Annotated in this window: 15 protein-coding genes; 5 read left to right on the forward strand and 10 right to left on the reverse strand. The window is 65.7% G+C overall.

Going from position 1 to position 13,425, the window contains the following annotated elements; translation table 11 throughout:
* Nucleotides 1-8 precede the first annotated feature (8 nt).
* From AC1RU4_RS04090 to AC1RU4_RS04105, 4 genes are all read right to left on the reverse strand, one after another.
* Nucleotides 9-806 (reverse strand): ABC transporter permease, encoded by a 798-nt coding sequence (locus AC1RU4_RS04090; RefSeq protein ID WP_492889725.1) that lies wholly within the window; start codon nucleotides 804-806, stop codon nucleotides 9-11.
* Entirely contained in the window at nucleotides 803-1,672 is an 870-nt protein-coding gene (locus tag AC1RU4_RS04095) for an ABC transporter permease (protein ID WP_492889726.1), read from the reverse strand. The genes AC1RU4_RS04090 and AC1RU4_RS04095 overlap by 4 nt, the downstream gene beginning before the upstream one ends.
* Nucleotides 1,673-1,680: 8 nt before the next feature.
* Nucleotides 1,681-2,769 carry an ABC transporter ATP-binding protein gene (locus AC1RU4_RS04100; RefSeq protein ID WP_492889727.1) on the reverse strand — a complete coding sequence of 363 codons (1,089 nt, stop codon included), beginning with the start codon at nucleotides 2,767-2,769 and terminating at the stop codon, nucleotides 1,681-1,683.
* 104 nt (nucleotides 2,770-2,873) lie between these two features.
* Nucleotides 2,874-3,884: an ABC transporter substrate-binding protein gene (locus AC1RU4_RS04105; RefSeq protein WP_492889729.1), complete on the reverse strand. Its 1,011-nt coding sequence runs from the start codon at nucleotides 3,882-3,884 to the stop codon at nucleotides 2,874-2,876.
* A 223-nt stretch (nucleotides 3,885-4,107) separates the two neighbouring features.
* Between AC1RU4_RS04105 and AC1RU4_RS04110 the strand changes: the two genes are divergently transcribed.
* Entirely contained in the window at nucleotides 4,108-4,914 is an 807-nt protein-coding gene (locus AC1RU4_RS04110; RefSeq protein WP_492889731.1) for an SDR family NAD(P)-dependent oxidoreductase, read from the forward strand.
* On the opposite strand, the gene AC1RU4_RS04115 is transcribed toward AC1RU4_RS04110, so the two are convergent.
* Together AC1RU4_RS04115 and AC1RU4_RS04120 are read right to left on the reverse strand one after the other, a co-directional pair.
* Nucleotides 4,860-5,858, reverse strand: a complete 999-nt coding sequence (locus AC1RU4_RS04115) for a hypothetical protein (RefSeq protein ID WP_492889781.1) — start codon at nucleotides 5,856-5,858, stop codon at nucleotides 4,860-4,862. The genes AC1RU4_RS04110 and AC1RU4_RS04115 overlap by 55 nt on opposite strands.
* Nucleotides 5,859-5,929: 71 nt before the next feature.
* Nucleotides 5,930-6,742, reverse strand: coding sequence for a FadR/GntR family transcriptional regulator (locus AC1RU4_RS04120; RefSeq protein WP_492889732.1), 813 nt, complete (start codon nucleotides 6,740-6,742; stop codon nucleotides 5,930-5,932).
* Nucleotides 6,743-6,959: 217 nt separating this feature from the next.
* On the opposite strand from AC1RU4_RS04120, the gene AC1RU4_RS04125 reads away from it, so the two are divergent.
* From AC1RU4_RS04125 to AC1RU4_RS04135, 3 genes are read left to right on the forward strand one after another with little or no spacing between them, the layout of a single operon-like run.
* On the forward strand, nucleotides 6,960-7,331 hold the full coding sequence (locus AC1RU4_RS04125) for a hypothetical protein (RefSeq protein ID WP_492889733.1): 372 nt from the start codon (nucleotides 6,960-6,962) through the stop codon (nucleotides 7,329-7,331).
* Between the two features lie 35 nt (nucleotides 7,332-7,366).
* Nucleotides 7,367-7,549, forward strand: a complete 183-nt coding sequence (locus AC1RU4_RS04130; protein ID WP_492889734.1) for a hypothetical protein — start codon at nucleotides 7,367-7,369, stop codon at nucleotides 7,547-7,549.
* A 10-nt stretch (nucleotides 7,550-7,559) separates the two neighbouring features.
* Complete coding sequence (locus AC1RU4_RS04135; RefSeq protein ID WP_492889735.1) at nucleotides 7,560-8,729, forward strand: mandelate racemase/muconate lactonizing enzyme family protein; 1,170 nt, start codon at nucleotides 7,560-7,562, stop codon at nucleotides 8,727-8,729.
* A gap of 216 nt (nucleotides 8,730-8,945) precedes the next feature.
* On the opposite strand, the gene AC1RU4_RS04140 is transcribed toward AC1RU4_RS04135, so the two are convergent.
* From AC1RU4_RS04140 to AC1RU4_RS04150, 3 genes are all read right to left on the reverse strand, one after another.
* Nucleotides 8,946-9,440 carry a hypothetical protein gene (locus AC1RU4_RS04140; RefSeq protein ID WP_492889736.1) on the reverse strand — a complete coding sequence of 165 codons (495 nt, stop codon included), beginning with the start codon at nucleotides 9,438-9,440 and terminating at the stop codon, nucleotides 8,946-8,948.
* Between the two features lie 262 nt (nucleotides 9,441-9,702).
* Nucleotides 9,703-10,350: a TetR/AcrR family transcriptional regulator gene (locus AC1RU4_RS04145; RefSeq protein ID WP_492889737.1), complete on the reverse strand. Its 648-nt coding sequence runs from the start codon at nucleotides 10,348-10,350 to the stop codon at nucleotides 9,703-9,705.
* A gap of 114 nt (nucleotides 10,351-10,464) precedes the next feature.
* Nucleotides 10,465-11,400 carry an AraC family transcriptional regulator gene (locus AC1RU4_RS04150; protein ID WP_492889738.1) on the reverse strand — a complete coding sequence of 312 codons (936 nt, stop codon included), beginning with the start codon at nucleotides 11,398-11,400 and terminating at the stop codon, nucleotides 10,465-10,467.
* A gap of 77 nt (nucleotides 11,401-11,477) precedes the next feature.
* Here AC1RU4_RS04150 and AC1RU4_RS04155 point away from each other — a divergent pair, with 77 nt between their 5' ends.
* Nucleotides 11,478-12,305 (forward strand): oxidoreductase, encoded by an 828-nt coding sequence (locus AC1RU4_RS04155; protein ID WP_492889739.1) that lies wholly within the window; start codon nucleotides 11,478-11,480, stop codon nucleotides 12,303-12,305.
* Nucleotides 12,306-12,388: 83 nt separating this feature from the next.
* On the opposite strand, the gene AC1RU4_RS04160 is transcribed toward AC1RU4_RS04155, so the two are convergent.
* A complete protein-coding gene (locus tag AC1RU4_RS04160; RefSeq protein WP_492889740.1) occupies nucleotides 12,389-13,384 on the reverse strand; it encodes a LysR substrate-binding domain-containing protein in 996 nt (331 codons plus the stop codon).
* Between the last annotated feature and the right edge of the window lie 41 nt (nucleotides 13,385-13,425).

Raw genomic sequence — 13,425 nt, forward strand, 5'->3', positions numbered from 1 at the left:
GGGGCGTGTCAGGCACGTTCCCCGGCGCGTTGCATCAGCCCGATGGCAAAGGTGATGGCGGCAGTGAACAGAAGGATCAGCGTCGCCAGGGCGTTGATCTCCGGGACGAAGCCGACCCGCATCATCGCCCACAGGCGGATGGGCAGCGTCGTCTGCGACCCGGCGACGAAGAGGGTGATCAGCGTCTCGTCGAAGGAGATGGCGAAGGCGAGCAGCACGCCGGACATCAGCGCCGGCCGCATCTGCGGCAGGATCACATAGCGCAGCGTCTGCAGCCGAGAGGCGCCGAGATCGAGCGAGGCCTCGGTCAGACTGGCGCCAAGCAGTTGCAGACGCACCAGCACCGTCCGGTAGACCACCGGCACGATGAAGACGATATGGGCGATGATGATGGTGGCGAGGCCGCGGCCAAGATCAATCTCGCGAAAGGCGATGAGCAGTGACAGGCCGGTGATGATCGGCGGCAGCAGGAAAGGAAGGAACACCATGGTTTGCATGGCGATGCCGAGGCTGCGACGCGCCGAGACGAAGTAGAGGGCGAACATCAGCGCCAGCATCAGCGCGGCGAGGCTGGCCACCGTCGCCACGACGAGCGAGGTGGCAAGCGCCGCGAGGATCTCGCCATTGGCGAGCAAAGCGGCATAGGGCCCGAGGGAGAAGGGCGCGAAGCCAAGGCTGCCGCGGACCCGCACGATCTGGAAGAAGGAGATCGCTGCGGTCGCGAGGAGCGGCGCGTAGAGCGCGACGAGGCCGATCCCGGCGACAAGCCCGAGCAGCGCGTCAAGGAGTGGCGCCTTCTGCCTCATCGCACATGCTCCCGCCTGAGGATGAGCCCGGCGAGCGCCACCGCGAAAAGCGTGGTGGCGAGCAGGATGACGGCGAGCGCCGAGCCGAGCGGCCAGTTGAGCGCGAGGCCGAACTGGCTGAACACGATGCGCCCGAAGGTGAAGCCCTGGGTACCGCCCACCATTTGCGGCGTCACGAAGTCGCCGAAGGTGAGGATGAACGTGAACACGCCGCCCGCCGCGATTCCCGGCCGGCCGAGCGGCAGCACGACGTCGCGCAGCGTCTGCACCGGCGTGGCACCGAGATCGGCGGCAGCGGCGAGATAATTCGCCGGGATGCGGTCAAGCGCGAGATAGATCGGCAGGATCGCATAGGGAAGATAGAGGACCGCCAAGGCGATGAAGATGGCGGTGCGCGAGAACAGCAGCACCTCGATCGGCTGATCGATCAGCCCGAGCGCCATCATCCCCTCGTTCAGGAGCCCGCGCTGGCCGAGAATGGAGCGGATCGAATAGACCTTGATGATGTAGCTCATGAAAAGCGGCAGCATGAAGCTCATCAGGATCAGGAACCGGATCCGCGGAGTCCGGCGGAAGATGAACAGCGCGATGGCGGTGGCGAGCACGACATTGACCACCGTGACCTGCAGCGAGAGGCCGACGGTCTGGAGGTAAACCGGGAGGTAGCTGCCTTCGGCGAAGAAGGCGAGATAGTTGGCGAGCGTGGGGATGCGCAGGATCTGGCCGTCCTGCAGGGTCCAGAAGCTGACCACGACGAAGGACAGGATCGGGGTCACCACGAAGACGAGAGGCAGGCCGAGATTGAGCGCGTGCAGCAGTCCGGCGCGCAGAAGGTCCTGGCCTTTGCGAGAATGTGCCCGGTCCATGGCGCGCCTCACTCCGTCGCCGGCAGCAGGGCAGCATCGCCCGCCGCCCAGCTGAGGACGAGCCGCTGTCCCGGTTGCAGCCCGGCGGTTGAGCCGTCGGCGAGGCGGCGCACCTTGAGTATCGTGCCCGGCAGCGCCGGATGCCTGAGCTCGATCAGCACGTTGGCACCGAGGAAGCGGACATCCGCCACCTCGGCCGCCAGCCCCGACGGAGCGGCCGCCCCGGCAGGGTCGAGCCGGATATGTTCGGGCCGCACCGCCACCAGCACCTTGCCTCCCACCAGGGGCGGCGGCACGTCCACCGTCGCGGCGAGGCGCCCGGCCGGGGTGTCGACGGCGCAGAGCGTGCCGTCGACGGCGGCCAGCGAGCCGGAGACAAGGTTGTTCTCGCCGAGGAAGGAGGCCGTGAAAGGCGTGCGCGGGCGCCGGTAGAGCTCCTCCGGTGCGCCTTGCTGCTCGATGCGACCATGATTCACCACGATGATGCGGTCGGACAGCGCGATCGCCTCCTCCTGGTCGTGGGTGATGAAGACGAAGGCGATGCCGAGCCGGCGCTGCAGCGACTTGAGGAAGCGCTGCATCTGCGCGCGCAGTTCGACGTCGAGCGCCGAGAGCGGCTCGTCGAGCAGGATGAGACGCGGCTCGCAGACGATCGCGCGGGCAAGCGCCACGCGCTGGCGCTGTCCACCGGAAAGCTGGGCGGGATAGCGCCCGCCGAAGGCACCGAGCCCCACCGTTTCCAGCACCTCGGCGACCCGCGCGGCGATCTCCGGCTTCGGCCGTCCGCGCACCTTCAGGCCGTAGCCGACGTTCTGCGCCACCGTCATATGGTGGAACAACGCGTAGTCCTGGAAGACGGTGTTGAAGGGGCGGCGGTTGATCGGCACGGCAGCAAGGTCGCGGCCCTCGAACATCAGCCGCCCGCCATCAATCCCCTCGAAGCCGCCGATGATCCGCAGGATCGTGGTCTTTCCCGAACCGGACGGCCCGAGAATGGTGAGGAACTCGTTGTCCGCCACGGTGATGTCGATGCCGTCGAGGACGCGCACGGCGCCATAGCGCTTCGAGATATTCTCGAGATGGAGGAGAGGCTGCACGCGCGTCGTCCCGCAATCCGGCCGAGGGAAACAGCGGCGTCCATGACGCCGCCCGAGGTCTCGGGGGGCCGGCCGAACGAGCCCCCCGATGGAAGAGGCGACAGCTACTCGGCCGCCTTGACCTCATTCCAGATCGCCTGGCGGCGGGTATAGTCCTCCGGGTTCTGCGCCCAGATCAGCCGGCCGGCATAGTCCATGCCCTGCGGGGTATCGGTGGTCGGGCCATAGCCGAACTTCTCTGCCATGTCGGCGCCGATCTTCTTCTGCAGCACGAAGTTTATCCAGGCATAGGCGGCGTCCGGGTTCGACGTGCCGGCGCTGACGGTGAGATTGTCGAGCCAGCCGACCGCACCCTCCTTGGGAATGGTGTAGCCGACGTCGAAACCCTTCTTCTGGAGATTGACGGCGGCGAGCTCGCCCATGGAGAACATCAGCACGACATCGTTCTCGGTCCAGATGGTTGTGCCCTCGTCGAAGCCGGCGAAATAGGTCAGCAGGTTGCGCTTGAGGGCGATCAGCTTGTCCTTCACCTGCGCGAACTGCGCATCGTCGAGCTTGAAGGGATCCTTGATGCCCAGCATGATGGCGCCGAAATTGACGGCGTTGTTCGCGTCGTCGAGCGAGATGACCTTGCCCTTGAATTTGGGGTCCCAGAGAACCTCCCAGCTTTCCGGCGCGGTGGGAAAGGTCTTCTTGTCATAGACCATGCCGAGCGACCCCCAGGCCCACGGCACGCCATAGGTGGCGCCATCGAAGGTGGCGCTCGCCATGTCCCGGAAGTCGGGCAGGAGATTGCCGGCGCTGGTGAGCTTGGCCTTGTCGATGGGCGTGATAAGCTTCTGGTCGGCATAGGTCTTGAGGCTGGCGGTATCGATGGTGATGACGTCGTAGTCCTTGCCGCTGGACGCCTTCATCTTGGCGATCTGTTCGTCGACACCGCCGACATAGGTCACCTTTACGGTGATGCCCGTTTCCTTCTGGAATTCGTCGACCCAGGCCGGATCGGCATAGCCTTCATAGGCAAGGAGGCGCACCTCGCCCTTCGGCCCGGCAACGGCCGCCGCCGAGCCGAGAAGGGTGAGCGTGGTGAGCGACGCAGCGACTGCCCTCGACATCCAATTCATCGTCCGTTCTCCATCTGGCGCCGTTTTGGCTTGAAATCAAAAAATCATATTTTATTTTCACCGTCAATCATCTCGCAGATGCGAAATGGCGAAAATACGTCGGTCATGCGAGAGGATGCTCGTTCGACAGCCGGCCCCGAAGCGGTTGACCGCACCAAACATCATATTTTATGCTCCCCTCGCCCACCACCCTCGCGATGACCTGGACCCCCCGATGCCCTCCCCGACCGTGCACGCCCCTTCCGCCACCCGCCGCCTGGATGGTCGCGTTGCCATCATTACCGGCGGCGCGCATGGCATCGGCCGCGGCATAGCCGAGCGGTTCGCCGCCGAGGGCGCCCATGTGGTGGTGGCCGATATCGACGAGGCGAGCGCCCGGGAGGTGGCTGCCGAGCTCGGGCCGGCAGCGCTGGCGCTGCGCGTCGACATTGCCGATCCCACCTCCGTTGCGGCGCTCGCCGCCACGGTCGAGGCCCGGTATGGCCGCTGCGAGATCCTCGTCAACAACGCTGCCATCCTCGACGCGGCCGGCGTCGACGCCATGAGTTTCGAGCATTATCGCGCCGTGCTCGACATCAACCAGGACGGCGCCATAAGGGTCACGCTCGCCCTGCTGCCGCTCATCCGGCGCGCGGAAGCGGGGCGGCGCATCCTCAACATCGCCTCGATCCAGGGCGTGCGCGGCACCCGCGATTCTCTCGCCTATGCGACCGCAAAGGGAGCGCTGGTCAATTTCACCCGCGCGCTCGCCTGCGATCTTGGCGCGGAGGGCATCATTGTCAACGCGCTCGCTCCCGGCTTTATCGACACGCACATGGCGCAGCTGCCCGACGGCAGCGGCCACGAGCACGAGACCGAATGGTTCCGCGACATCTATATCCGCCACGGTCGCATCCCGCTGCGACGGCCCGGCGAGGCGGTCGACATCGCCGGGCCCGCCTTCTTCCTGTGCTCGGACGATGCGCGCTATGTGACCGGCCAGATCCTGCTCGCCGATGGCGGCGTATCCGCCACCTTCTGACGATACGACAACGGGCGCGCCGCGAGGCGGTAGCGGATGATGGTGGGACGCTCCGGCGTGACGGCGAGGCTGGTCAGCGTGCCGGCTGCGACGAGCGGGTTGTCGGCCAGCGACACCGGCTCGGCGAAGTCGAAGCAGGCGGCGATCGGCTCGATGCCAAGTCCACGATAGCGCCCATCCCAGGGCGCGTCGGCGAGCGCCCGATCGCTGATCCACAGCTGGCACGACGGCAGAAGCTCGCGGTCCCACGCGAGGCTCAGCACCGCGCCGCGTTCCGCGAAGACCGCTTCCACCGGCCCCTCGATCCCGCAGAGCTGCACGACATCCTCCGTCGGCTCCGCTTTGGGCAGGCGCGCCAGATCGATGAACCCGCCCGCGCGTGCGGGAACGACGGCAAGGCATCCGAAATCGCGGCCGATGGCGGCGCGCATCGCCTGGCCGGGCACGGCGGCCGGATAGGTGAAGCCGCGGCGGAACCGGGCGTGGAGGTGCAGGCCCTCCACCGGGACATCAAGCGAGAGGATAGGGTGAAGCCCCAGCGGAAGGCGGGTCGCGCGCCGCGCCTCGATGGTGAGCTCAAGGTCGAGCACGGGGGCGTCCGGCCGCACCGTCAAGACGCGGCTGAGCCTTCGCACCGCATGCCCGGCCGGATAGTCCAGCGTCAGGCGGAGGCGGTCGGCGCGATGCTCCTCCACCGTCCACACCGCATTGGCAGCAAGACCATGGGCAGGATCATTGCGGCGTTCAAGATCGAAATCCCGCCAGTCCGGCGCGATATCGTGGAGCGGCCCGCCGACGCCGAAGGGCAAGCACACGAATTCCGCGCCGAGATGGCGCAGATGGGCCGGCAGGTGGCGCAGCGACGGATCGTCCGGCGACCAGTGCGGCCGGGCAAAGGGCGCGAACGGCCCATCCGGCAAATGGAAGACGAGCTCGGCGAGCATCGCGCCCACGGGAACCACCCGCAAGGCGCCATGCGCCCACTCAAGCGTGAGTGGCTGCGGGAATTCGCCCGTCACTTGAGCGCGGCGAGCAGCGAATCCTTGCCATCGAGTATCACGTCGCGCATGGCACGTGCCGCCGCCTCGCCTTCTCCGCCGATGATAGCCTCAAACACCAGCCGATGCTGGCCGATATCGTCCTCGATGCTCTTGTCGGCCTTCAATGCCTGCTGCTGGATGGAGAAGCTCAGATGCAGGAAGTCGGCGACCAGGTGAGCAAAGCTGCCGAGCAGCACATTGTGGCTCGCGGCGAACACCGCCATGTGGAAGGCGACGTCGGCATGGGCGTAGCTGGTGAGATCGCCGCTGGTCGCCTCCATCGCGTGGAGAGCGGCGCGGATACGGCGCAGATCCTCGATCGTCGCCCGACCGGTGGCAAGCTGGGCCGCGGCTGGCTCGATCATCAGCCTCAGCTCGATCAGATCGCGCATCATGGTATCGCGCAGCGCGGCGGTTCCGTCGCCTTCGCCGAAATGCCAGGCGATCACGTCGCTGTCGAACGTGTTCCACAGGTCGCGCGGGCGCACCCGCGTGCCGACCTTCTGGCGCATCTCGATCAGCCCCTTGGCGGCGAGCACCTTCAGCGCCTCGCGCAGCGAGGGGCGGCTCGCGGCGAACTCCGCCATCAGATCCGGTTCCCGCGGCAGCAATTCACCCGGCGCGAAGCGGCCCGAGACGATGGCGCGACCGAGCTCGGTGATCACGTGTCCCTGCACGCCGCTGATCCGATAGCCGGACGGACGGGACGGACGGCGCGCCGGTTCGTCCGATCCGCTCTCGGTTTCCACCGCCTCGGCGCGCCGGCGCGGCGTTGAGGGACGTTCCACCAATTGCGCTCTCCCGATCATCTGCATCGCCGGCCTCATCATCGCATCCTTTGCGCCGGCGGGCAGCCGGCAAGAACACTTCGATACGCTTCATATAAATCATATTTTTCAACCGAACAATCGCGCATGCCCGGATTATATCTGGACAGAATATCCACATTAAGTAATATTTTTGTTCATGCCGGCCCGGATCGGCCCTTCCAGCCAGGAGAATGCCATGCTGAAAACCGTACTGGCGGCCCTGTTCGCGGCCGTCGCCAGCGTCAGTGCGCGTGCGCAGGAGTTCCGGTTCGAGGCACCGGCGCTGTTCGCCGATTGCGGCGATCCGTCCCTCGCGCGGGCGAAGGCAGAAGGCGTCACCCTCGGCTTCTCGCCCTCCCCGCCCTATTCCTCGCTCGATCCGGCGACGAAGAAGGCGGGCGGGCTCGACATCGAGCTCGTCGAGGCGGCGCTGAAATGGGCCGGCATCCCCTCCTTCGACGGGCTGAAGGGCAAAAAGGTGGGCGCCGTCGCCGGCTCGGCGGCGGACGAATATTTGCGCAAGATGGGCGTCGTCGTCACGGCCTGCCTGCGCTCGGCAACGACCTGATCGCCCTGTTCAAGGATACCGCGCTCGCCTCCGCGGTGACGGTGCAGGAACTGATGTTCTCCGGCCAGATCATTGCGGCGCGCAACTACCAGTATTTCACCGTCTACACCGTCACCGCCTTCCTCTATTTCGCGGTCGGCTATCCGGCCGCTCTCATTGTGCGACGACTGGAGCGCTGGCCACAGCGCGGCTGGTCGGCGCCGGGTCGCAAGAGCTGAGTTCCCCTTCATGTCCGATATCGCCCTGCCCAAGGTCACCATCCGCTCCATCGCCGTCGCTCCGCTGTTCGGCGAGAGCCCGAAAGGCGGCTGGTCCGCCGAAATCAGGCCGGAGGATTCCATCCACGCTCTTATCGCCGTTCACACCGAGGAGGGGATCACCGGACACGGCAGCGTCTTTACCGACGGCCGGCTGGTGCAGGCGGCGGTGGACGTGCTCGAACCGCTCTGGCGCGGGGAGAACGCGCTGGAACCGGAGCGCGTCAGCGAGAAGCTGCACCAGAACAGCTTCTGGATGGGCCGCGGCGGCAGCCTCACCCATGCGATCAGCGGTATCGACATCGCACTGTGGGACATTCTCGGCAAGGCACTTGGCCAGCCGGTCGGGCGGCTGCTCGGCGGCACCTATCGCGACCGGGTGACCCCCTACTGCTCGCTGCTGATGGATGAACCCGAGCGCATGGGCGACATCATCCATCCGCACCGCGAGCGGGGATTCAAGGCATTCAAGATCGGCTGGGGGCCCTTCGGCAGAAGGGGCAGCGCCCGGCTGGACGAGGCGATCGTGCGCGCGGCGCGCGAGGCCGCCGGGCCGGATGCCCAGCTGTTCGTCGATGCCGGGGCGAGCGACGCTCATTGGCCCCAGGGGCTCAAGTGGGCGCTCAATACCGCGCAGATGCTGAAGGATTATGAGGTCGGCTGGTTTGAGGAAGCGCTGCGGCCCGACGCGCTGGAGGATTTTCGTACCCTGCGCCGGGCGAGTCCGGTGCCGATCGCCGGAGGCGAGGTGCTCACCCGCCGGCAGAGCTTCCTGCCCTGGCTGTCAGGCGGCGCCTTCGACATCGTGCAGCCGGACGTGACCAAGGTAGGCGGCCTCAGCGAGCAGCGGCGCATTGCCCGGCTCGCCGACGAATTCGGCGTTGCCTATGTCGGTCATGGCTGGAACACCGCGCTGGGCCTCGCCGCCGACCTTCAGCTCGCGGCCGCCCTGCCCCAGTGCGCGCTGGTCGAGTTCATCGGCGGCAGCGCCTATGTCGACGGCATCGTCACCGAGCCTTTTAACGTGGATGCCAACGGCCAGTTGCGCATCCCCGCCCGGCCGGGGCTCGGCATCACGCTCGATCCCGAGGCGCTGGCGCGATTCACTCACGCGCCAGCCTCGCTCTTTGGGCCCGGCTGATGGCCTGCGCAATTAGGCGATCGGCCCGCGAGAAGACCGCCGTCGAGACAAGCGACAGGGCAAGACGGGATGAAACTCGTGGCGCGCTGCAATGATTTCCGTCAACGGACATTCCCTGCGAAGATCGTGTCGCAGACGTATAGCGAGGTCGGCGCTCCCCATTGGCGGTCGATCATCGGTGTTGAACGCCGGTGCCGCATTATCTGCCCGCCCACATCATGAGGCGAATGAAGCGCGCCTGCCTTGCCTCCGCAAATGGACGATTTGGGCCGTCAAGCCGACAACCAGAATGGCGAGGAGACTGGCTTGAGAGCCGAGGAGAAGCGGCGCGTTCAGATCGGCAGCCAAGGGATGGCCGTCTGGAACACGGCGCAGGACTTCGGTAACGGTCGGCAACATCAGCAGAAACGCCGTCAGGCTGAGGAAGATCGTTTCGAGGTACTTGCCCGCACGCCCCAAGCTCGAAACACGACCGATGCCGTATCCGGCGAGCAGCAGCAGGATCGTTACCGCGCCAATGGCGTAGCTCACCGGCTGATGCGCGACGAGGAACGCCGTTGCCGCGCCGATCAGCATCGAGACGAAATAAGCGACGCCGGGCGCTGACCGGGGCACGATCCGTCCGTGGCGGGCAAACATATAGATGGCCAGCGGAATGGCGGGCAGGCTGCCGAGCGTATGCACCCAGCCGAGTGGTGAAACTCCAAACATATCGGTCTCCTTTGTGTTCAGTCGCTGAATATTCTTCCAACTAGTAGGTAGCCCGCGAAGGTAAGCTTCGCAGGCTCCTTCAAACGTCAGATCGGACCGCCAGGCCCGAGCACTTCATGCGGATCGTGAACGACCATCACACCCCGGACCACTCGACGAGGGCCGGCCACAACCGATTTCGATTTTTCCGGCTATGAAAAGTGCAACTCGTTCAATGCACTAAGGCGCGCCCTGTATCGACGTTTGGCTAAGCCAAGGGCGGTCATTTCGACCTCCCTTCATCTCGATCATGACTGTCCTCATCGCCCTCGTGGCTTGCATCAGAGGGGAAGCGCGATGCGAGTCGCTCCAAAAGCGGATCTGTCACGACAGCGAATATCTTCGGATCGCCATAGGCCCGCGCCGAAAGCATCGCGCCGTGAACCGTCGCCATGAACGCTTCGGCCTCGGCACGCGGGCTACTCGTCAGCTGAAGTTGACCGTGCCGCGCGCCACGCTCCAGCACGGATGCCAGCCACTCCGACAGGGAGCGGAAATGCGCCCGGACCTCCAGGCCGACTTCCTCGGGCAGGACGGGAAGCTGGCTTGCCAACAGCGCGCAGACGCAAAACGGAGCGCTGGCGTCCGCGATGCAGGCTTCCCAATACCCAACGTAGAACCGAAGCTGTTGGAGCGGATCGGACACCTGAGTTTCGAGCTTCGCCATCCCCGCTGCAGCTTCTTGCCGATACCGCGCAACCAGCGTTCGGACCAGATCGACCTTGCTGGGGAAATGGTGATGGATGCTCGCCTTGCGAATGCCGACCACATCCGCGATGTCGGCATAGCTGAAGCCGTTGTAGCCGCCGGCGACGATCAGAGAACGCGCGCAAGCCAGGATGTCGTCGGCGGTGGTGGATAAATTGCTCATGCCTTTACCTACCTTCTAGTAGGAAGCCTGTCAAATCCCTTGCCGTCCGGGCGGCAAACGGAGAGAGCCGCGAATGAGGCAGGCACCCATTCGCCCCCATTCCTGCCGAGACGTTCAGGCAAGCTCGCCCAGATGCCGGCGAACCCATTTGGCCTCTTCCGATGCGGTACGTCGGAAGTGTCGCTTGAAGTCACGGCTGAACTGGGCGGGACTGGCGTAGCCGACCGATGCCGCGACCTCGGCGATCGTCCTGTTCTGGCGTGCGATCATCAGGCGGGCCTCGTGGAGCCGCAGAGCCTTCACGTACTGTATCGGACTGCTGCCTGTCAGGGCCTTGAAATGGACGTGGTAGGAGGGAACGCTCATGCCTGCTTCACTCGCCAGCGCGGCCACCGAGATCCGCGAACCGTAGGTTTCGCGCAGCCGGGCGAGGGTTTGCACGATCCTCCCGGATGGGCCCCGGTGCTGCAGGGCCGAGATCATCGCGCCGCCCTGCGGGCCGACGAGCACCCGGTAATGCAGCTCGCGCAGGATGCCGGCTCCCAGAACGGCAAGCTCGACAGGATCGTGCAACGCCCGCAGCAAGCGCCGCACGACATCCTCGATACTCGGCTCCATCCGGCTTGAAACCAGGCCCCTCGCCCTGCCGGCTGTCGGCTCGGAACGCCTCGCCCCGACCTCCGAGGCGATTTCGGCCGCCAGCCGCATGTCGAACTCGACATAGACCGCAAGCAAGGGGCGTGCTGCGCTGGCTACGGATTCCATCCGGAATGGAACGGGCACCGACACGGCCAGATAGTGTTCTTCGTCATAGAGATAGACGTCGCCTTCGAGCATGCCCTGCTTGCGGCCTTGCAGCACGAACACCGCGCCCGGCCTGTAGAGCACGGGGACGTCGTGAAGCACCGCCTCGGTCCTGAGAATGCGGACCCCATCGAGCCCTGTCGGATTGTAGCCGTGGCGAGGGGCAAGCAGCCCCGCCAGTTCCACCAGCTCGCGGCGCTCCGGCCTCTCGTTCTCCGCATTCATAGGATCTGACAAGATATTCATAGTTTTCGCGATCGATGCCCGCCTCTCCGAAGACTATCAGTCATGGACACCGACCCATCAAGGAGAGAACGCCTATCATGTCACCGAAGACCTTCTTCATTACCGGAGCGAATTCCGGCTTCGGCTTCGCGATCGCAGCGGCCGCGGTTCGCCAAGGCCATACGGTCATCGGCACCGTCCGCTCGGAACCGTCGCGGGCAGCTCTCGCGGAGCGCCTGCCGGCGGTGCGGTCCATCCTGTGCGACGTGACGGAGTTCGACCGGATAGCCGACGTCGTCCGGCAGGCAGAGGAGGACCACGGGCCGGTCAACGCGCTGATCAACAATGCCGGCTACGGTCACGAGGGGATACTGGAGGAGGCGCCTCTTGAGGAGATGCGGCGCCAGTTCGACGTGAACGTCTTCGGCGCGGTCGCGGTCGCCAAGGCCTTCCTGCCGCGATTCCGCGAAAGGCGCAGCGGGTTCATCGTGAACGTGACCTCGATGGGCGGCATGATCACCATGCCCGGCATCGCCTATTACTGCGGGAGCAAGTTCGCCCTTCAGGGCATTTCGGACGTCATGCGCGCCGAGATGGCGCCGTTCGGCGTCCACGTGACGGCCCTGTGCCCCGGTTCCTTCCGGACGGACTGGGCCGGACGTTCGATGATCAGGACCGAGCGATCGATCGCGGACTACGATGCGCTGTTCGATCCGATCCGGCAGGCACGGCAGGCCAGGAGCGGCAAGCAGCCTGGCGATCCCGACAAGCTTGCGGCAGCCGTTCTGGACCTGGTCGCTTCCGGCAACCCTCCGCCGCAGCTCCTGCTCGGCAGCGATGCCCTTGGACTCGTGTCGGACAGGATCGAGCGCCTTAAGCAGGAAATCGAAGCCTGGAAGTCCGTGACCGCTTCAACCGACGGCTGACGGCGTGGCTTAAAAGACCGTTCAAGCCGAGAGATGGTAGCGCGGGCCTACTAATCCGGCCGCAGGCGCGATTGCGCGCGGGCCTAACCGAGATGGCTAAGGGCCTCATTCGGTGAGGAGATGAAGCTGCGCTTGCGCAGGGCTACCGCCTCGTCGAGAAGCCATGATCGGGAGGCCTGCACGCGCGGATCGTCCATCCGCGATTCATGGATGAGAAGGTAGTATTCGCCCGCGCTCGCAATCTCGCTTGAATAGGGAATGCAGAGCCCCCGCGCGCCCTCGTCCTGCGCCAGCAGGATATCCGGCACCAGCGCTATGCCGCGCCCCTGCCGCGCCGCGTCGAGCGCCATGAAGAAATGCCCGAACTGCAGGTGCGGATCGCTCTCCGCCTCGTAGCGCACGCCATTGGCCCGCAGCCAGTCGGGCCAGGCATAGCGCCGCGTGGTGGTATGTATCAGCGGATAGGCAAGGAGATCGGCCGCCTCTCGCACATCATTCGTCAGCAACGCAGGCACGCAGACCGGCACGAGCCGGTCGGGAAACAGTTCGTCGGCGTGCACGCCGTCCCAGCGAGCGACCATCGGCAGCTCGATGCGCGGCTGGGTGCGCTCGTAGCGCCGGCCGGGCAGACGGCCGACCCGGATGGCGATATCAGCGTCGTGGGCGAGGAGGTCCGCCGCTTCGATCGAAGAAACGATGCGCGCCTCGATCTCCGGATGGCGGGCGATCAGAAGATGCAGCCGGGGCATCAGCCAGACGGTGGCGATCGTCGGCAGCGCGCTGATGGTGATGGCGGGATCGCTGCGCCGGCGCGTCAGTCGCAAGGCGGCGCGCTCCAGCTCGTCGAAGATCCCCTCGACCACGCGATAGAACTGCTCGCCCTCGGCGGTGAGTTCGATGCGTCGTGTGTGGCGCACGAACAGGTCCTGGCCCAGCTCGATCTCAAGCTCTTTCACCTGCCGGCTGACCGCCCCTTGCGTGAGGTGAAGCTCGTCGGCCGCACGGGTAAAGGAGAGATGGCGCGCCGCGGCCTCGAACCCCTTCAGCGCATTCAAAGGCGGCAGTCGCCTCTTTCTCATACACCACCTCCGTCATGCATGAACCTAGCTCATGCATGTGT

This window comes from Ancylobacter sp. GW821-FHT10E12 (assembly GCF_058809335.1).